We start from the raw sequence: 22808 nt of genomic DNA on the forward strand, positions 1-22808 counted from the left end.
CCGGTGAGAGTGACGGGCAGCACCGGCAGTTGCAGGTCCTGGGCCATCTTGAAGGCGCCTTTCTTGAACGGCTTGATCTGGCCGGTACGGCTGCGGGTGCCCTCCGGGAAGAACAGCACGCTGGCGCCGTTGGCCAGACGGGTGCGGGCCTGGTTGAGGCTGGCAATAGCTGCCTGGGTGTCGGAGCGGTTGATGAAGATATGACCGAGCTTTTCGCAGCAGATACCGATTACCGGCATCCGCCGCAATTCGTGTTTCATGACCCAGCGGAAATCCACGCCCAGGTAACCGTACAGTACAAAAATGTCGAATTGGCTGAGATGGTTGGCGACGATCACGTAGCTCTGGCCTGGCTGCAGGTGTTCGCGGCCATGGACATCCACGCGCACACCGCTGTAAAGCAGGCACAGCCTGGCCCAGGGTACAGCGGTAAGGCGCGCTACCTGGTCGGCGGGCAGGAAGAACACCAGCAACAGGCAGAGCGCTCCCAGTAGCAGGGTGGTGGCTGCCATCAGCGGAACAAAGACAAGCCAGCTATAGAGGAAGAAAAACAGCCGCATTTTGGGGTGCTCTCCGTACCTGTTCGGGTGTGTCCTTATGGTAATGGAGAGCTGGCCGAAAATGACAGACTGATAATCACTTTGTTACGTTTTGGTTATTCGCTGCTGTCCACAACCGCCGCCGGGCGACCGGGTCCGTGCAAGTCCAGGTAATCGTAGTAGTGATTCTGATACTCCGGCTTGCTGACGATGCGGCGTAACCGCTCCAGGGTGAAGTAGGGGGCGTCACGCAGCAGGATGTTGGCGATCCAGGCGGGAATGTAGCCGCCGGGGTCGAGAATCAGCTCGTAGGTCATTTCCACTTCCTGGTTGCCCAGGCGCCGAAAGCCCAGTTTGCCGGTCATTTCCGGGAAGCGGATATACTCATTATTGGGGGGCAGGGCGTCAGGGCGGTTGATCAGGTCCACCATCACTGATTCTTCGTCTTCGGTCAGGGTCTGGGTGACCTTGGCCCGCAAAACGGCTTCCCGGTCCGCCAGTGGCCAGGGTAGCTGGGTGGTAAAGCGCAGGGAGCGATCCAGCGGGCTGATGCGGTTGAATTCTTCCGCACTGTCTACAAAGTGCAGCCATTTCGGATAGGACGGATAATCATTGAGCAGGGCGACCAGTGAGTATTCATCCGCCAGCGTAAAGTGGGTCACGCCGCGGAAGGTCTTCAGCCGGGACTCATCCCGGTGCTTCATGTAGACCTGGATGTCGTTGCGGTCGCTGACCAGTTTCCAGTCTTCGAGCTCGTCGTTGTCGGCAGCCCGGGCAAAGATGGCAATAAAAAGTGCCAGAAAGAGAACAATGAGTCTGTCCATAGAAAAGGGTGAGTCCTTGCATGCCTGTTATTAGAATCGGGTGCGGCGGCATTATGCCATTATTGAGATACCGCTGAACATATTTTGACCGTTGCCGTATGTTTCTGCTGCCCGCTTCGGATAATCGGTTGTCATTCGGCGCTTCGATGGCAGGCAATTTTATGCGGTTTTGCTAGACTTGCCTGCCCCAGGTCGGCGCACCTGATTCGCTGACACAATAAAAATGGTTTTTGGCCAGCTATCTATGCTTAAACGTGCATTTCATCTATTTGTTGGGGCTGCGTTGGTGGCGGGGTATTTTGCCGCTTCACCGTCCCATCTCTGGCAGCCCGGCCCAACCATGGTGGTGGAATCACAGGGCAAGGTGCCGGACAACTCGCAATGGCGTAGTGCATTTGTGTCCGATGGCGATACTCCGTTGGTCCATGCTGCTTCCATGGTGGAGTTGCCGGATGGCACCCTTCGCGCCTTCTGGTTCGCTGGCAGCCGTGAAGGGGCGGCGGATGTGGCCATCCACTCCTCGGTGTTCGATCCGCAGTCCGGCTCCTGGTCCAATGAAGAGCCGGTCATCACCCGGGAGCAGATTGCCCAGGGATGGGGACGGCATGTTCGCAAGCTGGGTAATGTGGTGCCGGTTCTCGATGAGGATGGCCGTATGCGCCTGTTCGTGGTGGCGGTCAGTTTTGGCGGCTGGGCTGCGAGCCGGCTTGTGGTGATGGAATCCTTCGATCAGGGCGAGAGCTGGCGCTTCGATCAGGCATTGGTCACCACCCCCTTCCTCAATATCAGCACCCTGGTGAAAACGGCCCCCATTCGTTATAGCGATGGCACCATCGGTCTGCCGGTCTATCATGAAATGATTGGCAAGTTCGGCGAAATCCTGCGGCTGGACAAGGATAGTCAGATTCTCGGCAAGGCCCGCATCGGCCATGGCCGCAAGGCCATCCAGCCTCTGGTGCTGGTAGACAGCCCTACCCATGCGGTTACCTTTCTGCGCAATGAGCACGAGCCCAACAACGGCTTTCTCTATCAGTCAGAGAGCCACGACGGGGGCTGGCACTGGGACGCACTGGAATATTCTTCCCTGGAAAACCCCAGTGCCGCGTTGAGCGGTCTGGCCATGGAAGAAGGTCACTGGCTGGTGGCGGCAAACTGCAATCGCCATGAGCGGGATGATCTGTGCATACGGGAAACCCGTGATGGCGGCAGCAACTGGCAGGAACGCTGGACTTTTCATGACCGGGAGCGCTGGCGTGGTGAGGAAATGACCGAACAGCAATTCAGTGCGCTGATTGAGCCGGAGCTGGACAGTGATGTCCAACCGGAAGAAGAAGCGCAGCTACTGGATCGGGCCCGTCACAACAAGTGTGACGGCCGGCTTGGCTGTGAATTCCAGTACGACTACCCCTACATGATTCGTTCCCGCAATGGTGATCTGCACATGGTGTACACCTGGAACAAAACCGCGATTCGCCACGTCTGGTTGAAAGCGGATTCCCCCAGCAAGAGCATCGGCAAGGAGCAGAATCATGACGCTTGATATTCTGGTCTGTGCCCTGGTGCTGGTGGCGGTACAGCTGCGTATCAGCGCATCGCTGCTATCCGTGCGCGGGCGGATCATGCTGTCCGTGGTGGTGTTCGTCTGGGCTGTGCTGCCGTTTCCCTGGGGGCTGGCACCGTGGGTGATCAGCTACCTGGCAGGTTTCAGTATCACGTCCGGCCTGCTGGCAATGCTGGCGATCCAGCATCGTATTGCCGGCCATTACTGGCTCCCCCTGAAGCAGCTGAGGGGCGCCTGCCTGATGCTGGTATTGATGGCGCTGTGGTTCTACCCGATGAGCATGGGGTCCAGTTATGCCGATCCCTATGCCCTGGGCTTTGGCAATTTCGGCTTCAGTACCGCGCTGTTGCTACTGGGATTGCTGGCCTGGGTGTTGCGCGCTTATGCCACCTGTCTGATCCTGGTGGCGGCGCAACTGGCCTTTGGTGCCGATCTGCTGGTCAGTGACAACCTGTGGGACTATCTGATTGATCCCTGGTTGGTGCTCTGGGCGGCGGGCTGGCTGATCCGGGATCGGCTGTTGCAGGCGCGGGCCATGCCCGCCCCGCAACAGCCATCACCGGCAGAGAATCAGCCGCGGGAATCGGCCGACAAATCCGATGCTCTGGCCGGCCAGTAACTGGCGGCCAGATACCCCACCACAAACATCAGCAGGTTGCCGATCAGGCCAGTGTAATAGAGGTCGAAGGGGGCGCTGAGCGACTCCGGCAATAACCCCTTGTTGGTCAGCACGGTCCAGCCGGTGAACACCAGGGTGCAGGCAATCCCGCACCAGGCTGCCCTGGCATCCCCCCGATCGCTGAAAAAGCCCAGCAGATACAGCCCCAGCATACCGCCACCCAGCAATGACACCAGAATGGTGGAGGTGTCCTGCAGGGTTTTGGTGTCTGCCTGATTCAGCCACAGGGCCCCGGCAATCATCAGGCCGGTGACGGCCACGGCGATGCCCCAGGCGACTTTCAGGTAATGGCGGTCATCCTGGCCGGGGTTAAAGTGGCGCCGGTACAGATCTACCACGCTCACCGTGGTCACCGAGTTGATGCTGGAATCCAGTGAGCTCATGGCCGCCGCCAGGGCAGCCGCAATCACCAGACCGGCAACACCAGCGGGCAGGTAATTGGTGATGAAGTAGGGCATCAGGGTTTCGGCGCGGGCCTCGCCGCTGAGAATGGCGCCGGCCTGTACATCCGGGTAGACCTGAAAGAACACCCACAGGGCGGTGCCCAGAAACATGTAGAAGGCCCAGATCGGCAGGGCGGTGAACAGGTACACCCACAACCCCTTGCGGGCTTCGGCGGTGGATTGGGAGGCACAGTAACGCTGCACGGTATTCTGGTTGCTGGAATATTCGGTGAGCCAGTTGGTCAGGCCGATCAGCAACATCATGGTGGCGGTTTTCTCGCTCAGCGACAGTGACCAGGAGGTCTCGCCGGGGGCGCCGTCCTCCCAGGGAGCCAGGGCAAATTTTCCGGCCTTGCCGGCCTGATCAAAAATTTGCCCCAGGCCGCCGGGTAGCGCATCCAGGATCACCCACAGGCACAGCAACCCACCGAGCAGGAGCACCACGGTCTGCAGTACGTCGGTCCAGATCACCGCATCGATCCCGCCAATCACCGTGTACAGCCCCACAAAGAGGCCGCCCAGCACAATGGCGGTGGCAGGGGACAGGTCGGTGACCTGCTGAATCAGCAGGGACAACAGCCACAGAATCATGGCCAGGCGCACCACCTGTGCCACCAGAAAGGCGACCGCGCCATAGACCCGGATGGAAGGGCCGTAGCGTTGTTCCAGAAATTCGTAGGCGCTGGTCATATTGCCGCGCCGGAAATAGGGCAGAAAGACAAAGGCCGCCACCAGCATGGCCGGCAACAGGGCCAGGTTGGGCAGGCAGCGTAGCCAGTCAGTCTTGAAAGCGTCGGCGGGGTAGGCCAGAAAGGTAATGGAGCTGATGGAGGTACCCACCAGCGACAGCCCGATGACCCAGCCGCGAAAGCGACGGCCGCCAACGAAATATTCTTCGGTGCTGGTATTGCGTCGGGAAAAGTAGATGCCGATGCCCAGTACCACACACAGGTAGCCCGCCAGGACCACCCAGTCAGCGATTGCCAATGTCATTATTATTTTCCACTACAGGCAGCATGCTGCACGCAACACACCGCCGCGTGCGGCATGCTGCGTTACTGTTCGATGTAGACGTTATCCGCCTGTTCGCCGCGGTCGGACATGCGGGTATCAAAGCTGACCCGGGTGCCGGTGCGCAGGCTGCGACGGCCACCGTTCTGAACGGCCTTGAAGTGTACAAACAGTTCCTCGCCACTGTCGGTGAGGATGAAGCCGAACCCCTTGTTGGGGTTGAACCACTTCACTTCGCCGCGCTGCTGGCCGTTGCCGCCCAGGGGCAGTTTGGCCGGTATCAGTTTGCCCAGTGGCAGCAGCGGCAGCAGGTATACCAGCACTGGCAGCCACAGCCACCACTGATCCGCGAACACCACGCTGCCATGGCTGGCCACCAGGCCGGCCAGGTAGAAAAATACCGCCACATGCAGTGGCAGGCGCTGACCGCCGCCGAGCAGGCAGACCAGGTTGACGACAGCCGCCAGCAGCAGGCCCAGGCCGGTTTGCTGGCTGTGAATGTTGGAAAATTTCACCACGGCCAGATTCTCGTGGATAGTGATCAGTGCCATTTCAGGAGCAAACAGCAGCCAGGCGCCGGGAATGGCCAGTAACAGGGCTGCAACGACATAAAAAACGGTCAGGGGTTTGGAGACATTCATGAAATTGACGTTACCTTGTTGAGCAATGAGTGATAAAAGTAGCCGCTTCTGGCCATTACGCCGCTGCTTCGCGGAGAATATGCGGTCACAATGGGTGGCGCTGGCCTGAAACAGTCTCTGTAAAACCGCCGGGAAACGAGGCGGTATCGCACGGCAGCACTGTTTGCGACGAGATCCCAGCCGTCGGCACAGGTTATTGAACCGTACAATCCGCGCATTGTACCCAAGCCGGCGGCGAAACTCATGCCTGGCTGAGCACGAAAGGGGGTATTAACAGCATCCCTAAGCCCAACTGGAGTGACAGTGTCTGTTTATCCGTTTCTCAGCGACGCCTTTTTCGATGCCCTGCAGGGCTGTGGGGCGGTTACCCCGAAAACCGGCTGGCAGCCTTGTCACCTTGAAATCGGTGGCGGCTGGATGCCCCTTTACGCACGCAGCCATTCCCGGGGTGAGTATGTGTTCGATTACAGCTGGGCGGAGGCCTATCACCGCCACGGCCTGGACTACTACCCGAAACTGGTCACCTCGATACCGTTTACGCCGGTCACTGGTCCTCGATGGCGGGGTGAAATGTCTGCGGATTCGCTCTGGGCCGGGGTGCAGGAGGCGTTGAGAGAGCAGCAGGCCAGTGGCTGGCATTTGCTGTTTCCGGATACGGCCTGCCGGGAACAGTTGCAGGAGCTGCCGCTGGTATCCCGGCAGGCCTGCCATTTTCGCTGGGTTAATCGGGATTATCGGGATTTTGATGATTTTCTGGGCCAGTTTCAGTCCCGCAAGCGCAAGAACCTCCGCAAGGAGCGGCGCCGTGTTCAGGAGCAGGGGCTGACTATTACCCGTCATCAAGGGGGGCAGATCAGCGCCAGCGATTGGGCGTTTTTCTACCAATGCTATGCCAGCACCTACCTGAAACGGGGTCAGTTGCCTTATTTGAACGAGGCGTTCTTTTCTACTGTGGGCGAACGGTTGGCCGATCAGCTGATGCTGGTGCTGGCCCGGGAGGGAGATCGGCCGGTGGCTGCCGCGTTGTATTTTTTCGATGCGGATTGTCTTTACGGACGCTATTGGGGCTGCCTGGAAGAGCGGGACGGCCTGCATTTCGAGCTGTGCTATTACCAGGGCATCGAATTTGCCATTGAGCGGCAGCTGGCGGCGTTTGATCCGGGTGTGCAAGGGGAGCACAAGATACTGCGCGGCTTTGAGCCGGTGATTACCTGGTCAATGCACCACCTGCGTGAACCGGCTTTTCATAACGCCATTGCAGATTTCTGCCGGGAAGAAGCGGCGCACGTCCAGCGTTACCGCGAAGAGGCGATGACCCTGTTGCCGTTCAGGAAAGGGGGCGGAGACTAGCTACACTTGTGGGATTGGGAAAGGGCAGGATGCTCCCCAGCTTTGGTGCTCTCTACGAAGCCGCTGTAGGAGTACCTCTTGAGGTGCGAACCTTGCGCAGCAAGGAAATCGCCCGCAGGGCGATCAGGAATGTCAGCGCTCGACTGGTTTTAGACAATACCTCAACGCACCTCTCTGTACTCGGCTACACTCGGTTCGCACCTCAAGCGGTGCTCCTACATTGAATCCAGGCTCGAATCGCGCCGCCAGCGACGCTCCTACGGCAGGCTGAATACCTTGCCGGAATTCCCGCTCTTCGGTTTCTTATTTGGTGTTAAGCCGCTACCTGCTGTTCGCGCTGGTAGTAAATGGCCATGGTGACCAGGTCGCAGAGATCGGCGTTGGGGTGGTCCGGGGATTTGGGGCCCAGGCTGGCGGTGACATCTTCCAGATCGCTGCCTTCGGGGTCGGACAGGTCTGCCAGAAATTCCCAGGCATGGCCGTGGTGATCCACCAGGGTGCCGGTATAAATCCCTTCGTCAAAACGGCAGACGCTGGAAAAGACCGTGCTATTGATATTGAACCCCTGGGTTTTCACCCAGGCGGTCAGCGCAGGGTCCAGGCTGCCGTCTCTGAGTTGCGTGGTTGTGCTGGCAACGGCATCCCAGGCATTGCGGGTACTGGCTTTGTTCGGTTCCATGGCGTCTTCCTCGGCCTTGCTCTTGGATCGTCCCTGAATATTCACTGCTTATCACACCACCTGCGACCGGTGGCAGGATTCTGGCGATGACTGCATTTTGCCTGCAATCTCAGGCAAACACAGGGGAGATTTGCTGCAAAGAGTGTAGGAAATATCGCACAAATGAACATTATTCATTTTTTTGAAGTGCGTATTTATTGGCTTTGATTGCCCGCAAAAAGCGGCGGTAGCGGACACTCCATCAAGGCTGCCATGGCGCGCAGCATCTCGGCTTCACTCACCTGTACCTTGCCGTCAGTTAACACCAGGTCCGCCAGCCCGTCGATCACCGGCCCTTTGAGCAGGGGAGACAGGTCGGCAAGCCGATCCAGCGCCTGTCCCAGTCGCTGACTGCTGCATTGGGATAGTGGCAGCAAGGTGCGGGCCTCGGGCAGCAGCCCATGGCTGGCTTGCCGGAACAAGGCCCGGGCCTGCTCGTCGCGAGCGCCGCTGGCCCAGGTCATCACCGAGAACGCCAGTTGCAGCTCGCCGGCCACCGCGCGGTAGCGATGGAAACGGGTATGGCGATTGCGTCTGGCGTGGTCGTCGAGCTGTTGGCGGGCCAGGGCAACCAATGCCCACTCGAACAGGGTGGTGCGCTGGTCTGCTCGGGTCAGGGTGGCCAGTCGTTCCAGAATCCCCTTGCGCTGGGCCGAGGGTTGCCCCTTGAGGGTGGGCAGTGCCAGGTCGATGATGGGCAGGCGCAGGCGGCTACCCAGGTCGGACAATTGCTGGCTCAACGGCTGCAAGACAGACAGATGTTCGCTCATGCCGGCGCTCTTCAGCAGGCTTTGCGGATCGCTGTCCGAGCTGCTCATGATCAGGGCATACAAGGCCAGTTCTGCCTGACCGGGGTTGTGGAGCTTCTTGTGCAGATCAGCGGGAATGACTTCCAGCAGCGAGCGGGCATAGCCCACATCAGCCTCATTGACGGTGCCCACCCGACTGGACGGTGCCGGGCTGGCCCCGGTCGATTCACCATTACCCGCGTCACTGCTACCGCTGAACGCTGCCACACCTTCCGGCATGGACGCCGGGGAGGGCGTGCCGGACTGGCCGGCGCTGCGTGCCCGAGTGCGGGCTCGGGCAACCCAGTCGCTGCCCAGAGCACCGAGACGCTCGTCCAGTGGTGGGTGAGTGGCCAGCAGGTTGCGGAAACGAAAGCCCAGGGTTTCCCCGAAGCACATATGGCTCATGTCTTCGGCGTGCACGGAATCCAGATGGGAGCCATCGCCGTTACGAATCTTGATCAGCGCACCGGCCAGTCCGGCCGGGTTACGGGTGAACTGGACCGCCGAGGCGTCGGCCAGTAATTCCCGCTGGCGGGAAATGGCGGCCTTTATCAGCCGCCCGAAGAACAAGCCCAGATAACCCACCACAACCAGCGCCAGGCCGACCAGCACCAGGCTGTTACCCTTGCGATTGGAAGCGCTTCGCCGGGAGGAGCCGCGCAGCATGAATTCGCCGATCTTGCCCAGTGCCAGAATGCCCGCCAGCACGGCAATCAGGCGCAGGTTCAGGCGCATGTCGGCATTGAAAATATGGCTGAATTCGTGGGCGATGACACCCTGCAGTTCGCCCCGATCGAGTTTCTTCAAGGTGCCGTGGGTAACCACCAGCACGGTTTCGGAAGGGCGAAAGCCGGCGACAAAGGCGTTAATCGCCTCTTCCTTGTCCAGTACATAGAGCTGCGGGGCAGGGATGCCGGAGGCGATGCTCATTTCCTCCACCACATTGATCAGTGTCTTTTCGTCACTGTGGCGGGTGTCCGGGTCAATCGGGCGAGCGCCGAGCATGGACGCCAGGCCCTTGCCGCCGCGGCGTAATTGCCAGGTCTTGAACAGGCAGCCGCACACCATTACCAGCAGGGTGAACAGGCTGATCCCCAGCGTCATGGGGTGAGTGAGCCACTGGCCGGGTGGGAGGTGCACGTCCATCCAGGCAAATGCCAGCAGTAGTGCCAGATTCACACAGACCAGAATGGCAACAACGGCCAGGAAAAAATACAGGACCAGCAGCCCGGTCTTGCGGCGGGCCCGCTCCTGATGCTGAAAGAAATCCATGGTCGCAGACTCAGAAGCTGACTTTCACTGCCTTGCGGGCTTCCTCGGTTTCTATTTTCAGAAGCTGGGCTTCCTTGAAGCTGCCAAACAGGCCGCCAATGAAATTCTGCGGAAATTGTTCGCGGTAGGTGTTGTAGTTCATGACCGCATCATTGAATGCCTGACGGGCAAAGCCGATGCGGTTTTCCGTGCTGCTCAGTTCTTCCATCAACTGAGCCATGGTGTCGTTGGCTTTCAGGTCCGGGTAGTTTTCGCTGAGTGCAAAGAAGTTGGCCAGGGAACCGGACAGCAGGGATTCGGCCTTGCCCAGGTTGCTCACCGCGCCACCATCGTCGGGATGTTCGGCTGCGGCTTTCTTGGCACTCACCGCCTGATTACGCGCCTCGATCACCTGGGTCAGGGTGTCCTTTTCGTGGCTCATGTAAGCCTTGGCGGTTTCTACCAGATTGGGGATCAGATCGTGGCGGCGTTGCAGCTGCACATCAATCTGTGCAAAGCCGTTTTTGAAACGGTTCTTCAGGGCAATCAGGCGGTTGTAGACGGCAATGATGTAGATGATAACGGCGACGATAATGCCGATAAAAATAAGAGTCCCCATGACGATAGCCTTCCCCGTGCAGTTTTATTGTGGCTATAAACTACTGCAAAACTCGTAGAGGGGGAAGGAGGGGCTACGAAGCCGCTGTAGGAGCACCTCTTGAGGTGCGAACCGAGCGATAACGAGGGATGTGCTCGAGGTTAGCGCCAAAAGCATTCTATAGATAAAGCATTGAAGCAAGGATCACCCCTACTCCTTCGCCAGTGCTCAGGTTCGCACCTCAAGAGGTGTATTCGCTTCGCTCACCCTTCGGGCCGCACTGCACTGCGTGCGTTACTCCGCTACGCTCCGTTCCTACAGTGGTTTCGTAGAGAGGCTGTCAGTATTTGATACCCCATTTCCGATATAGAAACCCCATGATCCAGGCCGGGCCGATCATCAGGTACTGGATATCCTCGAAGAAGGAGGGTTTCTTGCCTTCCACCTTGTGTCCCCAGAATTGGCCGATCCAGGCGATCACAAAGAGGACCAGTGATACCCAGAAGACGCTGGCACCGCTCGCCGCGATCCGTGACAGGACGAACAGGCAGGCCAGACTGAAAATCAGCATGCCCAGGGCAATGGGACGGGAAAGCCGAGCATAATAGAGGGTGACGCCAACCAGGGTGAGAAAGGCCCAGAAGCCGGCAAAGAAGGGGGCAGGGATGGCCCACAGGAAGCCCACGATGCTGAAGAAGATCACCGGTACACAGACAAAGTGGACTTTCTTGTTGGTGGGGTTCTGGTGGCTTTCGCCGTAGGCGTCCAGCCACTCATCCATGGTGCGCGTTGTCATGAGGTCCTCCCGGTTTGTCGTTATACAGCCAGTATAACGCCAACAGGTGGGCGGATTGCGAGGGGCAATTGATAATTGAGAATGGAGAATTGATAACGCGCGGCCTGGTTTTTTCGGGTCTGAAATGAAAGAGGCCGCGCCCAAAGTTTGGGCGCGGCCTCTTTGTTTGAAGAACCTGCATACGCGGCTCGCGTAGTTATCAATTCTCCATTCTCAATTATCAATGAATCCCGTCAGGCTCCCAGCCATCCGGCCACGGTCTGTGGCGTCACTGGCAGATAGTGATCCACCAGCAGCGCGGTAAACAGCGCGAACAAATAGGTAATGGAATAGCCGAAGGTTTTCATCGGCAGTGTCGGGTCATCGGAAAACCGCAGCCGCACCGCGTGGAACAGAAACACCAGTCCCAGGATCAGGGCGCTGAGCAGGTAGATCAGGTCGCTCATGCCGGTCAGGTAGGGCAGCAGGGTGCAGATAAACAGCAAAATGGTGTAGTACAGCACCGATTCCCGGGTGAACGGAATGCCGTGGGTCACTGGTAGCATGGGAATGTCGGCCTTGGCGTATTCATCGCGACGGTGAATGGCCAGGGCCCAGAAATGCGGCGGCGTCCACACGAAGATGATCAGCACCAGCAGCCAGGCGTAGGGATGGACTTCGCCAGTGACGGCCACCCAGCCCAGCAGTGGCGGAATGGCGCCGGCGATACCGCCAATCACGATGTTCTGCGGCGTGGCGCGTTTCAAATAGAGCGTATAAATGAAGGCATAACCGACAAAGCCGAACAGGGTCAGCCAGGCGGTGATCGGGTTGACCAGAAAATACAGCATGACCATGGAGGCCGCCGCCAGCAGCACGGCGAAGGCAATGGCTGCTTTCGGGCTCAGTTTACCGGCAACCAGTGGGCGTTTTTCGGTGCGTTTCATGATCGCATCGATTTTCTGGTCCATGATCTGGTTGATGGCCGCGGACGACATCATCGCCAGGGTCAGCCCCAGAAAGGCCGGGATGAAGATGTGCATCGGCACCATGCCTGCCGGCTCGGTGGCCAGAAACATGCCGGCCACGGCGGTCACCATCAGCAGCATGACAACCCCGGGTTTGGTCAGGGCCAGATAGTCGCGCCAGGTGGCGGGTTGGCTCATGGTCACGCTCCTTGCGCTTTGGACGATGTGGACGGAGACGGTTGGCTCTGGCCGCATTTCACATTAATCGCACGGATGAAGAGTACCAGACTGGCGAGCAGCAGTACGGCCACGAAATTGTGGGCGACGGCCACATCCAGAGGCACGGCAAACATCACATTGCTCAGCCCCAGGGCGATTTGCACCACCAGCAGGGCGAAGATTCCCAGTGCGAAATTGCGGAAGAATACACTGCGTGCGCGGATCAGGATCTTGGCGACCAGTGCCAGCACCAGCAGGGTTACCAGCAGAGCGACGAAGCGATGCATCACGTGGATGGTGGTGCGGGCATCGTTATCCAGCACACCGTATTCGTAGTCCGGCTTGTCATGTTCGTGGCCCCAGAAAATAAAGGCCTCGTCGAAATCCAGACGATCCTGCCAGCCTTCTTCGCACACCGGCAGGTCGGTACAGGCCACCGCCGCGTAGTTGCTGGCGGTCCAGCCGCCCAGGGCGATCTGCAGGATCACGGCGATCAGGGTGATGGAGGCAATCGGTTTGAGCATGCGCACGTCGCAATCATTGAGAAAGCGGGGCCAGCGGTAGAGGCGGGCAGTGAGTAACACCAGCAGCGTAAACGTGGTGAAGCCGCCCAGCAGATGCAGCATGACGATGGTGGGTTGCAGACCCATGGTCACCGTCCATTTGCCGAGAATACCCTGGAAGATCACCAGCGCCACCAGAAACAGGGGTAGCTTGAGGGGCTGCTTTTCCTGCTTGCGGTTGATGAAGGAGAGGGCAGCGATGATCAGTATCACCAGGCCCAGAGTAGAGGCGAAGTAGCGGTGCACCATTTCCGGCACGGTCTTGTGGGCTTCGCGCAAGCTGCCGGGCAAGGAGTCGTTGGTGGTATTCACATGGTCGATGGCCTTGCGGACATCCAGGTGGCCATAGCAGCCGGGCCAGTCCGGGCAGCCCAGACCGGCATCGGAAAGGCGGGTCCAGGCTCCCAGGATAATCACGACGGCAACCATGAAAACGGCCAGTAAAGACAGCCGGCGCAGCCAGATTTGTGAAGGAGTAAGCGCTTGCATAGATAGCGTTCCGTTAACCGATCAGAGACCCTTTCAGGGTGCGTTTGAGATCGACGCGGATGTTTTCCGCCTCTTCCAGGGTGGCATCCATGTTTTCGTGCGTGGGGTAACGCATGAAGATCTGGCCGTCCGGGCTGACCAGGAAAATATCGCCAATCGGTTCACCGGCGGTGGTTTCATACACCGGCGCCAGGGCGTCATTCACGGTTTGTGGTTCGGCATGAATCGATACCATGCCTTTCACGTTGTTGTTCAAGAAGTCGTTGAGGGAGTCACCTGCCGGAGCGGTATGCAGGATGACTCGCCGCACCCGGTCCACATCTGCGCCCAGCGTCTGGCGCACCTGACGCATCTGGTAATACAGGCCGTTCTTGCAGCGGGTATCGCACTCGCTGCCAGCCACATACAGGAGGGTCCAAAGGCCGGCCATGTCGTCGCCGGTATAGGCGTCGCCGTCGTCATTGACGGCTTTCAGGTTGGCCATGTCGATATGGGGAATGAGTAGCTGGCCCTTGTTTTCCCGCGGCAGTTCCCAGGGATCGATCAGAAAGCGGCCCGCCAGAAAGAACAGGAGAAAAGGAGCAACGATTGCCGACAGGGTGGCAATGTTCTTGGTGCGTGGAGACATTAGGCGTGTTCCTCTCGCGTCTTTCGCCGGTTGCGCACGGCGGCGGCAACATATATCAGCAGGGCCGCCATTGCCAGCGCAAACCACTGCAGCGCATAAGCCTTGTGCTTGTCCGGGCCCATGGGGGCGATGTCCTGCCAGGGGCGTGGCAAAGGGGGATGACCGCCCAGAACCAGATCCGGGCGCACCCGGATTTCGAAGGGCGCCAATTCTACCCCAAGTTTTTCGCCAATGGCGTCAAAATCCACTTTCTGTACCCGTAAAGGCCACTGATTGTCTGGCAATGGAGCGTTCTGGAGCACAAATGTCTCCCGGGAGGGGCGATATACCGTCCCTGCCACGGTTATCCGGCCGTTGATGGCGGGAATCTCGGGTAATTGTTCCCGCCGGGCTCCGCGAGGCAGCCAGCCCCGGTTGATCAGTACCCAATGACCTTCACGGGTCTGCAGCGGGGTGAGCAGGTGGTAGCCGGCCACGCCGTTGCGAATGCGGTTGTCCAGCAGCACGTTGTGGGCGTTATCCAGGCTGCCGGAGACGGCGGCTTGCCGGTGCAGGGGCGCCGAGTCGGCCAGCAAGTCAGGCAGATCTGCGGCAGGCTGGCGGGCCTTTTCTTCCTGTGCGGCCAGCCACAGCCGTTTTTCCTCTGCCCGCTCCAGTTGCCACCAGCTCAGCCGCAGGCAAATGGCGGCAACCGCAAGGGTGGCCAGAAAGGCGATCCAGGACAGAACCGGGCTGCGGCCTTTGTTGATGGACATGGTCGTTTCACTAGGGGTTGCAGCATCCGTTCTGAGCGGTCTGAAGAGGACTATAGCGTGTACTGGAAGGTGCGGCCATTACAATGGCGGCACATTGTACATAGTAAAACCCGAGTTGCCGCCAAGTGGGGGTGAAGGGGCAATCGAGACGGAGTGATTTTATGTGGTGGGTGAAACTGATTGTCATCGTGCTGTTGATTGCGGCAGTGGTGTCGCTGGGACGGGCCCTGTTCTCCCTGGTCAAGGACGACGGCAAGTCGGGCAAGACCATGCGGGCTCTGGCCTGGCGGGTAGGTTTTTCGGCGGTGATCTTCCTGTTCATTCTGCTGAGCATGGTGATGGGCTGGATTCAGCCCCATGATGTGAATCCCACCAAGCGTTATGGCCAGCCCATCGAGCAGACCGACCAGGCGCAATAACGGCTTCTATTAATAGCCCGGTTGTAAAAGTCAGGTAAAAGCGCGTTATCACCTCGAACTTATCCTCTTGGCGAGCCTCTGACTTGCTGAGCCCGCCGGGTGCGGGCAAATGTGGTGAAGGGTCAGTTAAGGATGACCAGGGAGCAGGATGCGCTTCACCCCACCCCCTAATTGTCTGGAGGCTGCGTTATGGAATGGATGACCCGAGTCATGGTGGTTCTGTTCGTGCGGCTGCTGGCCCGCGCCGAGCAGGTGGCGCTGAATACCGGCGAGCCGCTGCGGGATTCGTTCAAATCCCAGGCTTGAGCCCGATAGCCGTTTTTTTTACCTGCTGGCGGAACCTTTATCGTCCCCGCCGGACAAATCACTTAAGCAAGACACGTTTTCTCCTCTTGTAACATCAGGCAACCCTCGGGGCGTTCAGCGAGACTGACGCCCTTCTTTTTTGCCTGTTGCTCACAGAGGAGGGGGCTTTACTTCTTCGGTGCCGGCCCGGGGGGCATGGGGAAAGCGGTGATGTTGCCGCCACTGGACTCGATGATCTTGCCGACCCCTTCCTTTTCCACCTCATCAATACGGATGACTGCGTGCAGGGGAATAAAGGAACGCATCACGTCGTTGAATTCCCGCTTCAGCTTTTCCTCACCCGGGTCCACCACCAGGCTGGCCCTTTCCCCGAACAGAAACTCCTCCACTTCGACAAACCCGTACAGGTCGCTTTGGTATATCTGCGAGGCATAGATCTCGTACACATGACCCTGATTCTGGAATATCACCCGGTAGATTTGACGTCGTTTTGACATGGATGTGGTACAAGCTGTGTGTGGTAAAGGGGAGCAGAGTCTAGCACGATGAGGAGGGCTCGTATCTGCCTGAAAGGCTTGATAAACCCTACCTTTCGGCTGGACTTTGGCCAAGCGAATGACTAGAGTTGGCGCCCATATATGCAGTGGGGCAATTTGCCGCACCTGTGGCAATCTGGTGGAATCGACCGTGCTGATTTCTAGCTATTTGATTTTATTGGATTTTGCCGCCCGCACGATCCCTGTTAGTGGCCGCCCCCTTGGTCGCTGAGGTCTGCGGGACAAGGCGTTGGCTGCGGCTCCACGGCATCATCCTGAAACTTCGCTTTCCAGGTGCCGGTGACGGCAAAGAACAAGCATGCCCTACGAGGCCATGCTGGGGAAAACAGGGAGCAAACGCATGCAGTCAACTCTGTTCCACCGCGCGGCGGTTGGTCTGACGTCACTGATGATCAGTGGTATGACCTTCGCCAGCGACTGGACCGAACGTTCCGAACTCGACCTGCGACCGGGGGTGACCCAGGTCAGTCAGGATATTCAAGATCTTCACACCACCGTTCTCTGGATTGTGACCGTCATCGGTCTGCTGGTGTTCGGCCTGATCGTGTACTCCATGATCAGCCACCGCCGCGCCAAGAACCCCAATCCGTCCTCCTTCCATGAAAACGTTTTCCTGGAAGTGCTCTGGACCGTGATTCCCTTCGTGATTCTGATTGCCATGGCGGTGCCTGCTACCCGCGTTCTGGTGCAGATTGACGATAGTGCCGAGTCCGAACTGACGGTGAAGGTAACCGGCTACCGCTGGAAGTGGAGCTACGAGTACCTGACCTACGAAGACGATAACGACATTGGCGTGTCTTTCTTCTCCAACCTGGCCACGCCGCCGGAGCAGTACAACAATCCGGTGCTGTCCGGTGGCCTGTTCCCTTACGGCACCGCGAAAGAGCTGGTCGGCAAGGAAGCTCCCGAGAAGGACCACAACTACCAGCTGGAAGTGGATAACAAGCTGATCATCCCGTCAGGTCAGAAAGTCCGCTTCCTGGTCACCTCCGATGATGTGATCCACTCTTTCTGGATACCGGATTTCGGTGGCAAGAAAGACGCTATCCCTGGCTTCGTCAATGAAATGTGGGCGCTGGTGCCGGAAGGTAAAGAAGGCACTTACTACGGTCAGTGTGCGGAGTTGTGTGGCAAGAACCACGCCTTCATGCCCATCGCTGTAGAAGTGGTCACTCAAGACGAGTTCAAAACCTGGGTTGCTGAAGAGAAAGAGAAAGCCGCTTCTGGCCCGGATCTGACACCCTTCACCGGTCTCGATCAGGCCATGGAAGAAGGCAAGCAGACTTACGCCAGCGCCTGTGCCCTGTGTCACGGTGCCAATGGTGAAGGCGGTATTGGTCTGCCGTTTGCGGGAACTGACTTCGCGACCAAGCCGGAACACCTGAACGAACACATCGATGTGCTGGTGAATGGCCGTGCTGCCATGCCCAGCTTTAAGGCTCAGCTGACCCCGCGCCAGATTGCGGCAGTGGTCACCTATGAGCGTAACGCTTTCGGCAACGACACCGGCGATCTGATCCAGCCCGCCGACGTTAACGACCACGAATAAGGGAGGGGATAGCAATGTCTACTGCAGCTGCAACCCATGATGATCACCACGATCACCACGATCATCACCACGCCCCGACCGGCCTGAAACGTTGGCTGTTCAGCACCAACCACAAAGATATCGGTACTCTGTACCTGTGGTTCAGCTTTGCCATGTTCCTCGCTGGCGGCTTTATGGCCATGGTGATCCGTGCCGAGCTGCTCGAGCCCGGCATGCAGTTTGTCGATCCGGAATTCTTCAACCAGATGACCACCGTACATGGTCTGATCATGGTGTTTGGTGCGGTGATGCCCGCCACGGTTGGCCTGGCCAACTGGATGATTCCGTTGATGATTGGCGCGCCGGATATGGCGCTGCCGCGGATGAACAACTGGTCCTTCTGGATCCTGCCGTTTGCCTTCACCATTCTGATCGGTTCCGTGATCATGAGTGCGTTCGGTGACGGTAACCCCAGTGCGCCGAACTTCGGCTGGACCTTCTACGCGCCGCTGTCCACCAAATATGGCCCGGATTCCACGGACCTGTTCATCCTGTCCGTTCACATGATGGGTATTTCTTCCATCATGGGTGCCATCAACGTGGTCGTTACCGTCTTCAACATGCGTGCCCCTGGCATGACCCTGATGAAGATGCCGCTGTTCGTCTGGACCTGGCTGATCACCGCCTTCCTGCTGATCGCGGTAATCCCGGTACTGGCCGGTGCGGTGACCATGATGCTGACGGATCGTCACTTCGGCACCAGCTTCTTCGATGCCGCCGGCGGCGGTGACCCGGTACTGTTCCAGCACGTGTTCTGGTTCTTCGGGCACCCCGAGGTGTACATCATGATCCTGCCGAGCTTCGGTATCGTGTCAGCGATCATCCCGGCCTTTGCCCGCAAGCCGCTGTTTGGTTACGCCTCCATGGTGTACGCCACCGCGTCCATTGCGTTGCTGTCCTTCGTGGTATGGGCTCACCACATGTTCACCGTAGGCATGCCGCTGGCCGGCACCCTGTTCTTCATGTACATGACCATGCTGATCTCCGTACCCACGGGTGTGAAGGTGTTCAACTGGGTGGCCACCATGTGGCGCGGCTCCATGAGCTTCGAGCTGCCAATGAAGTGGGCCATTGCCTTCGTGGTGCTGTTTACCTGTGGTGGTTTGTCCGGTCTGATGCTGGCGATTACCCCGGTGGACTTCCAGTACCATGACACCTACTTCGTAGTGGCTCACTTCCACTATGTACTGGTGACCGGCGCCATCTTCTCCATCTTCGCCGCCGCCTACTACTGGCTGCCGAAGTGGTCCGGCGTGATGCCCAACAAGACCCTGGGTGAACTGCACTTCTGGAACTCCCTGATTTCCGCCAACCTGCTGTTCTTCCCCATGCACTTTGTGGGTCTGGCGGGCATGCCGCGTCGTTACGCTGATTACGCGCTGCAGTTTGCGGACTACAACTTCTGGATTTCCATTGGTGGCTTCTGGTTCGGTCTGTCCCAGTTGCTGTTCCTGGCGGTCGCCGTGCTGTGCGCCATGAAGAAAGGCGAAAAAGCAGCGGCCAAGCCTTGGGATGGGGCCGAAGGTCTGGAATGGGAAGTGCCGTCTCCGGCGCCGTTCCACACCTACGATACCCCGCCGGTGGTCAAGTAAGTCCCGGTAACGGACAGGAGCGGGCACCATGAGTGAAAAGCAGCTCAGCGTGGAAGAACGCAACAAGCGTACGCTGAAAAAGCTGTTGATCTGGGCGGTAGCCATGTTTGGCTTCGCCTTCCTCATGGTGCCGTTCTATAACGTTATCTGTGACATCACCGGCCTGAACGGCAAGACATCCAGTACGGCCGCCACGCAAGCACCGGAAAAGGTGGTGGCGGATCGTACCGTGACGGTGGAATTCATTACCCAGAAAGGCGACGGTATCAGCGGTGAATTCACCTCTGAGACCAAGCGGGTCAAGGTGCATCCGGGGGAAATTACCCTGGTACATTTTTATGCCAGCAACCCGACATCAGACGACATGATTACCCAGAGCATCCCCTCCGTAACACCGGGGGAAGCTGCGCGCTACCTGCACAAGACCCAGTGTTTCTGCTTCGACCAGCAGACCCTGGCCGCCGGAGAGCGCAAGGACATGCCGATGATTTTCTATCTGGACCCGGAAATTCCACGTCATATAAACCAATTCACTCTGTCTTATACGATCTTCGATGTGACAGAGCGGGTCGCCGGTAAAAATAACAGCGTGGCTGTGAACTGATAACAGCCGGTTGTAGAGGAGATTTTCGAATGGCTACTGAAAAGTATTACGTTCCCGAGAGCAGCCCCTGGCCGCTGACCGCGTCCATCGGCCTGTTCATGACCGCCATTGGCGGTGCCAAGTTTATCCAGCAGAGCACCATGGATACCATGGAGCCGAATTTCTTCGGCAAGCCGTTGTTCTTCATCGGCCTGGCCTGGTTGCTGCTGGTGATTGCCGCCTGGTGGCGCGACACCATCAAGGAATCCGTGGGCGGTCTGCACAGCAATCAACTGGGCGGTTCCTATCGCCAGGGCATGCTGTGGTTCATCTTTTCCGAGGTGATGTTCTTTGCCGCCTTCTTTGGTGCCATGTTCTACACCCGCTGGTTGATCATTCCGTGGCTGTCTGGCGAAGGCTCCAACGCCATGACCCACGAAGTGCTGTGGCCGGGTTTCCAGGCCATGTGGCCCCTGACCGTTACGCCGGACGGCACCACCACCACCCCTATGGGTGCCTGGGGTCTGCCGGCCATCAACACCGCCATTCTGCTGGTCAGCTCCATCACCCTGACCATCGCCCACCATGCCCTGCTGGAAAACCAGCGTGGCAAGTTGATCATCTTCCAGGCCATCACTGTGGTACTGGGCGCCATCTTCCTGGGCCTGCAGGGTCTGGAATATGTGCACGCCTATGACATGGGTCTGACCCTGGATGCGGGCATCTACGGTAGCCTGTTCTTCCTGCTCACCGGGTTTCACGGTGCCCATGTGACCATCGGTACCATCTTCCTGCTGATCACCCTGATCCGTGTTATCAAGGGTCACTTCGGCCCGGATAACTGTTTTGCCTGGGAAGCGGGTGCCTGGTACTGGCACTTCGTGGACGTGGTATGGCTGTTCCTGTTCGTGACCGTTTACTGGTTGTAAGCAGGCCGCAGCACGCTCCACGCTGCAGGTAACATGAAAAAAGCCGCGCTCCGAAAGGGGCGCGGCTTTTTTAGTTCAAAGTTTAAAGTTGAAACGCGGGCCAGATACTCAAGCTTTGCCAAGTTGTCGCCGCGATTAACGGTAATTCGCGGGCACGGAACTTCAGAACAAAACCCGCCGCCCGCGCTTTTCAACTTTGAACTTTAAACTTTCAACTGATCACGGCGTTAACGAATCCCGAACACATCAATAATGGTCTGGGTGGCGTCCATGACTCTGACCACCTCATTGTCGATAACCACATCGCTGACACCGTCAATTCGGCGGATACCGTCATACACCGGCAGGCGCTGTCCATAACGGTCAAGGTTACCGTTAAGGGTGTGGCCCACCTGCAATTTCTTTTGCCAGCCCGGCGGTAGCTGCCCGCCGCGGGCTACTTTTTTCTGCAGGCCAGGCGGCAGAGACGGGTAATCCCTCTGGCTCAGATGACGGCGCAGGGCGTCTCGTTCACGGTCGCTGTAGCGATAGTCGCGGTAATCCCGGTGGCGGTCATCACGGCGGTATTCATGCTCGTGGCTTTCCTGCTGTTGCATCGCCGGACCTTTCCCCTTGCCGGCCCAGGCGGGCGGCTGTGCCAGACTGGCCAGAGGCAGGCTCAATGCGCTACCCAGTAGTACCAGCTTCGGTAATGTCGCTACTTTCATAACTATTTCTCTCTTACGACAGGCTTCTTTTCATCTGACAACAAGAGACCGGTTTTTGCTGTGAAAGGCTCTGTTTGAAGCGTAAAACGTCGTAATGCATCGCGTCTGAAGGCAATGCTCAGAGCGGAAGGAAAAAATGCAATAAAATGCATTTTATGGAAGCGTTTGAACGGGAGGTGTTTGGTTTTACTGCAGAATCATTGGCAGCACCCCTGTTGGGAGCTTGCAAGCAAGACCAGCACAACAGGGGAGTGGTAATGGTAAACAGGGGTGATGGTCAGGTCAGGCCGAGAGCACTTTGCTCAGCCATTGCCCGATATCGCGGATCTGTTCCAGGCAGACCATGTGCTCCATGGGGTAGGTCAGGTATTCCGGCGCATAGCCCATGCCAGTGAGCGTTTCTGCGGCCCGGCGACCCAGTACCTCCGGGACCATGGGGTCATTGCTGCCGTGGCAGATCATGACCGGCAGGGACGCATTGGCGGCAGAAGGAGTGACCGGCATGGCCATGTAAGTGGACAGGGCCAGCAGGCCGGCGAGCTGTTGCGGGTGGCGCAACGCAGCCTGATAGGCCACGGCACCGCCCTGGGAGAAGCCGGCGATAACGATCCGCTGGGCGGGAATGCCCCGCTGGATTTCGCGTTCGATCAGGGCATCCACCGCATCCGCGGACGCCAGTACCCCGGCCTCGTCCACCTTGCGGTCGATATCCATGGCGAGAATGTCGTACCAGGCGGGCATCACCATGCCACCGTTGACGGTGACGGGAATCTCCGGCGCATGGGGAAAGACAAAGCGCACATCCAGCCCCGCAGGCAACTTCAACTCCGGCACGATGGGCTCGAAATCGTGACCGCTGGCCCCCAGGCCATGCAGCCAGATCACGGTAGCCGTGGCGTCGCCTGCCGGCTCAATTTCCACACACTTCAACAGTTCGCTCATGGTATGTCCTTGGCTGGTCGGGGGTATTTTCCGCCCGGCGAATGGGTTGCAGTGTAGGAGCCATGCAAGCATGGCTCCTACGATAGAGGCGCTTGGTCGCCTGGTGTGGTGCCTTTGGCTTACGTCTTAAACTCCGCCGGCCACAATCACACGCACCGCTTCCAGCTGGCAGCGGGCTTCGCCGAGCACTTTCTCCAATGCGTCAGTCTGGGCTTCCAGCGCCTGGATTTCCTCGTCGCGCACTGCCGGGTTCTTGGCCTGCAGCGCCTTCAGTCGAGCGAGTTCATGGCCCTGTTCCTGGCGCATTTTTTCCAGCGCAGCGTCGATGGTGCCGCGGGCTTCTTCCACAGCACGGGCTTCATCGGCCTTGAGCAGTTTATCC

24 protein-coding genes are annotated in these 22808 nt (G+C 58.5%); 8 read left to right on the forward strand and 16 right to left on the reverse strand.

Annotated elements, in window-relative coordinates; genetic code table 11:
• A partial coding sequence (locus ACFE0K_RS13265) for a lysophospholipid acyltransferase family protein (RefSeq protein WP_434536511.1) occupies positions 1 to 560 on the reverse strand: 560 nt, incomplete at its 3' end.
• Between the two features lie 95 nt (positions 561 to 655).
• Positions 656 to 1363: an START domain-containing protein gene (locus tag ACFE0K_RS13270; protein ID WP_434536512.1), complete on the reverse strand. Its 708-nt coding sequence runs from the start codon at positions 1361 to 1363 to the stop codon at positions 656 to 658.
• Between the two features lie 244 nt (positions 1364 to 1607).
• Here ACFE0K_RS13270 and ACFE0K_RS13275 point away from each other — a divergent pair, with 244 nt between their 5' ends.
• Both ACFE0K_RS13275 and ACFE0K_RS13280 read left to right on the forward strand, forming a co-directional pair.
• Positions 1608 to 2903 carry a sialidase family protein gene (locus tag ACFE0K_RS13275; RefSeq protein WP_434536513.1) on the forward strand — a complete coding sequence of 432 codons (1296 nt, stop codon included), beginning with the start codon at positions 1608 to 1610 and terminating at the stop codon, positions 2901 to 2903.
• Complete coding sequence (locus ACFE0K_RS13280) at positions 2893 to 3543, forward strand: hypothetical protein (RefSeq protein WP_434536514.1); 651 nt, start codon at positions 2893 to 2895, stop codon at positions 3541 to 3543. Before ACFE0K_RS13275 ends, ACFE0K_RS13280 begins: the two co-directional genes overlap by 11 nt.
• Here the strand turns inward: ACFE0K_RS13280 and ACFE0K_RS13285 are convergent.
• A complete protein-coding gene (locus ACFE0K_RS13285; protein ID WP_434536515.1) occupies positions 3495 to 5039 on the reverse strand; it encodes a sodium:solute symporter in 1545 nt (514 codons plus the stop codon). The two genes, ACFE0K_RS13280 and ACFE0K_RS13285, sit on opposite strands and share 49 nt — an antisense overlap.
• 62 nt (positions 5040 to 5101) lie before the next feature.
• Complete coding sequence (locus ACFE0K_RS13290) at positions 5102 to 5698, reverse strand: cold-shock protein (RefSeq protein WP_434536516.1); 597 nt, start codon at positions 5696 to 5698, stop codon at positions 5102 to 5104.
• A 303-nt stretch (positions 5699 to 6001) separates the two neighbouring features.
• On the opposite strand from ACFE0K_RS13290, the gene ACFE0K_RS13295 reads away from it, so the two are divergent.
• The gene (locus tag ACFE0K_RS13295; protein WP_434536517.1) at positions 6002 to 7048 is read left to right on the forward strand and encodes a GNAT family N-acetyltransferase; all 1047 of its coding nucleotides are present in this window, start codon (positions 6002 to 6004) and stop codon (positions 7046 to 7048) included.
• Between the two features lie 313 nt (positions 7049 to 7361).
• Here the strand turns inward: ACFE0K_RS13295 and ACFE0K_RS13300 are convergent, their stop codons facing one another.
• The 8 genes from ACFE0K_RS13300 to ACFE0K_RS13335 form a co-directional block, all read right to left on the reverse strand.
• Positions 7362 to 7727 (reverse strand): hypothetical protein, encoded by a 366-nt coding sequence (locus ACFE0K_RS13300; RefSeq protein WP_434536518.1) that lies wholly within the window; start codon positions 7725 to 7727, stop codon positions 7362 to 7364.
• 194 nt (positions 7728 to 7921) lie between these two features.
• Positions 7922 to 9829: a M48 family metallopeptidase gene (locus tag ACFE0K_RS13305; protein WP_434536519.1), complete on the reverse strand. Its 1908-nt coding sequence runs from the start codon at positions 9827 to 9829 to the stop codon at positions 7922 to 7924.
• Positions 9830 to 9839: 10 nt separating this feature from the next.
• Entirely contained in the window at positions 9840 to 10427 is a 588-nt protein-coding gene (locus tag ACFE0K_RS13310) for a LemA family protein (RefSeq protein ID WP_434536520.1), read from the reverse strand.
• Positions 10428 to 10746: 319 nt separating this feature from the next.
• A complete protein-coding gene (locus ACFE0K_RS13315) occupies positions 10747 to 11202 on the reverse strand; it encodes a DUF962 domain-containing protein (protein ID WP_434536521.1) in 456 nt (151 codons plus the stop codon).
• Between the two features lie 233 nt (positions 11203 to 11435).
• Positions 11436 to 12347, reverse strand: a complete 912-nt coding sequence (gene cyoE, locus ACFE0K_RS13320; protein WP_434536522.1) for a heme o synthase — start codon at positions 12345 to 12347, stop codon at positions 11436 to 11438.
• Positions 12348 to 12349: 2 nt separating this feature from the next.
• Positions 12350 to 13420 carry a COX15/CtaA family protein gene (locus tag ACFE0K_RS13325; protein WP_434536523.1) on the reverse strand — a complete coding sequence of 357 codons (1071 nt, stop codon included), beginning with the start codon at positions 13418 to 13420 and terminating at the stop codon, positions 12350 to 12352.
• Between the two features lie 13 nt (positions 13421 to 13433).
• Positions 13434 to 14048 carry an SCO family protein gene (locus ACFE0K_RS13330; RefSeq protein ID WP_434536524.1) on the reverse strand — a complete coding sequence of 205 codons (615 nt, stop codon included), beginning with the start codon at positions 14046 to 14048 and terminating at the stop codon, positions 13434 to 13436.
• The gene (locus tag ACFE0K_RS13335; protein WP_434536525.1) at positions 14048 to 14803 is read right to left on the reverse strand and encodes an SURF1 family protein; all 756 of its coding nucleotides are present in this window, start codon (positions 14801 to 14803) and stop codon (positions 14048 to 14050) included. The genes ACFE0K_RS13330 and ACFE0K_RS13335 overlap by 1 nt, the downstream gene beginning before the upstream one ends.
• A 161-nt stretch (positions 14804 to 14964) precedes the next feature.
• Here ACFE0K_RS13335 and ACFE0K_RS13340 point away from each other — a divergent pair, with 161 nt between their 5' ends.
• On the forward strand, positions 14965 to 15222 hold the full coding sequence (locus tag ACFE0K_RS13340) for a twin transmembrane helix small protein (RefSeq protein ID WP_052042991.1): 258 nt from the start codon (positions 14965 to 14967) through the stop codon (positions 15220 to 15222).
• Between the two features lie 473 nt (positions 15223 to 15695).
• Here ACFE0K_RS13340 and ACFE0K_RS13345 read toward each other — a convergent pair whose 3' ends face one another.
• Positions 15696 to 16025, reverse strand: a complete 330-nt coding sequence (locus ACFE0K_RS13345; protein ID WP_297770556.1) for a DUF1820 family protein — start codon at positions 16023 to 16025, stop codon at positions 15696 to 15698.
• 400 nt (positions 16026 to 16425) lie between these two features.
• Between ACFE0K_RS13345 and coxB the strand changes: the two genes are divergently transcribed.
• From coxB to ACFE0K_RS13365, 4 genes are read left to right on the forward strand one after another with little or no spacing between them, the layout of a single operon-like run.
• Positions 16426 to 17634: a cytochrome c oxidase subunit II gene (gene coxB / locus ACFE0K_RS13350; RefSeq protein WP_434536526.1), complete on the forward strand. Its 1209-nt coding sequence runs from the start codon at positions 16426 to 16428 to the stop codon at positions 17632 to 17634.
• A gap of 14 nt (positions 17635 to 17648) precedes the next feature.
• Positions 17649 to 19265, forward strand: a complete 1617-nt coding sequence (ctaD, locus tag ACFE0K_RS13355) for a cytochrome c oxidase subunit I (protein WP_434536527.1) — start codon at positions 17649 to 17651, stop codon at positions 19263 to 19265.
• A gap of 28 nt (positions 19266 to 19293) precedes the next feature.
• Positions 19294 to 19869: a cytochrome c oxidase assembly protein gene (locus ACFE0K_RS13360; RefSeq protein ID WP_434536528.1), complete on the forward strand. Its 576-nt coding sequence runs from the start codon at positions 19294 to 19296 to the stop codon at positions 19867 to 19869.
• Positions 19870 to 19898: 29 nt separating this feature from the next.
• The gene (locus tag ACFE0K_RS13365; protein ID WP_434536529.1) at positions 19899 to 20777 is read left to right on the forward strand and encodes a cytochrome c oxidase subunit 3; all 879 of its coding nucleotides are present in this window, start codon (positions 19899 to 19901) and stop codon (positions 20775 to 20777) included.
• A 227-nt stretch (positions 20778 to 21004) separates the two neighbouring features.
• Here ACFE0K_RS13365 and ACFE0K_RS13370 read toward each other — a convergent pair whose 3' ends face one another.
• The 3 genes from ACFE0K_RS13370 to ACFE0K_RS13380 form a co-directional block, all read right to left on the reverse strand.
• Complete coding sequence (locus tag ACFE0K_RS13370) at positions 21005 to 21484, reverse strand: hypothetical protein (protein ID WP_434536530.1); 480 nt, start codon at positions 21482 to 21484, stop codon at positions 21005 to 21007.
• 282 nt (positions 21485 to 21766) lie between these two features.
• Complete coding sequence (locus ACFE0K_RS13375) at positions 21767 to 22426, reverse strand: alpha/beta hydrolase (protein WP_434536531.1); 660 nt, start codon at positions 22424 to 22426, stop codon at positions 21767 to 21769.
• Positions 22427 to 22552: 126 nt separating this feature from the next.
• Positions 22553 to 22808 (reverse strand): hypothetical protein (locus ACFE0K_RS13380; protein ID WP_434536532.1); only part of this gene is annotated, 256 nt, incomplete at its 5' end.

This window comes from Alcanivorax sp. (assembly GCF_051117345.1).
Lineage (GTDB): Bacteria > Pseudomonadota > Gammaproteobacteria > Pseudomonadales > Alcanivoracaceae > Alcanivorax.

Bases quoted from the DNA above. Each gene is read 5' to 3' on its own strand.
- ACFE0K_RS13270 (WP_434536512.1), bottom strand. From the start codon at position 1,363: ATGGACAGACTCATTGTTCTCTTTCTGGCACTTTTTATTGCCATCTTT.
- ACFE0K_RS13275 (WP_434536513.1), top strand. From the start codon at position 1,608: ATGCTTAAACGTGCATTTCATCTATTTGTTGGGGCTGCGTTGGTGGCG.
- ACFE0K_RS13280 (WP_434536514.1), top strand. From the start codon at position 2,893: ATGACGCTTGATATTCTGGTCTGTGCCCTGGTGCTGGTGGCGGTACAG.
- ACFE0K_RS13285 (WP_434536515.1), bottom strand. From the start codon at position 5,039: ATGACATTGGCAATCGCTGACTGGGTGGTCCTGGCGGGCTACCTGTGT.
- ACFE0K_RS13290 (WP_434536516.1), bottom strand. From the start codon at position 5,698: ATGAATGTCTCCAAACCCCTGACCGTTTTTTATGTCGTTGCAGCCCTG.
- ACFE0K_RS13300 (WP_434536518.1), bottom strand. From the start codon at position 7,727: ATGGAACCGAACAAAGCCAGTACCCGCAATGCCTGGGATGCCGTTGCC.
- ACFE0K_RS13305 (WP_434536519.1), bottom strand. From the start codon at position 9,829: ATGGATTTCTTTCAGCATCAGGAGCGGGCCCGCCGCAAGACCGGGCTG.
- ACFE0K_RS13310 (WP_434536520.1), bottom strand. From the start codon at position 10,427: ATGGGGACTCTTATTTTTATCGGCATTATCGTCGCCGTTATCATCTAC.
- ACFE0K_RS13315 (WP_434536521.1), bottom strand. From the start codon at position 11,202: ATGACAACGCGCACCATGGATGAGTGGCTGGACGCCTACGGCGAAAGC.
- cyoE (WP_434536522.1), bottom strand. From the start codon at position 12,347: ATGAGCCAACCCGCCACCTGGCGCGACTATCTGGCCCTGACCAAACCC.
- ACFE0K_RS13325 (WP_434536523.1), bottom strand. From the start codon at position 13,420: ATGCAAGCGCTTACTCCTTCACAAATCTGGCTGCGCCGGCTGTCTTTA.
- ACFE0K_RS13330 (WP_434536524.1), bottom strand. From the start codon at position 14,048: ATGTCTCCACGCACCAAGAACATTGCCACCCTGTCGGCAATCGTTGCT.
- ACFE0K_RS13335 (WP_434536525.1), bottom strand. From the start codon at position 14,803: ATGTCCATCAACAAAGGCCGCAGCCCGGTTCTGTCCTGGATCGCCTTT.
- ACFE0K_RS13340 (WP_052042991.1), top strand. From the start codon at position 14,965: ATGTGGTGGGTGAAACTGATTGTCATCGTGCTGTTGATTGCGGCAGTG.
- ACFE0K_RS13345 (WP_297770556.1), bottom strand. From the start codon at position 16,025: ATGTCAAAACGACGTCAAATCTACCGGGTGATATTCCAGAATCAGGGT.
- coxB (WP_434536526.1), top strand. From the start codon at position 16,426: ATGCAGTCAACTCTGTTCCACCGCGCGGCGGTTGGTCTGACGTCACTG.
- ctaD (WP_434536527.1), top strand. From the start codon at position 17,649: ATGTCTACTGCAGCTGCAACCCATGATGATCACCACGATCACCACGAT.
- ACFE0K_RS13360 (WP_434536528.1), top strand. From the start codon at position 19,294: ATGAGTGAAAAGCAGCTCAGCGTGGAAGAACGCAACAAGCGTACGCTG.
- ACFE0K_RS13365 (WP_434536529.1), top strand. From the start codon at position 19,899: ATGGCTACTGAAAAGTATTACGTTCCCGAGAGCAGCCCCTGGCCGCTG.
- ACFE0K_RS13370 (WP_434536530.1), bottom strand. From the start codon at position 21,484: ATGAAAGTAGCGACATTACCGAAGCTGGTACTACTGGGTAGCGCATTG.
- ACFE0K_RS13375 (WP_434536531.1), bottom strand. From the start codon at position 22,426: ATGAGCGAACTGTTGAAGTGTGTGGAAATTGAGCCGGCAGGCGACGCC.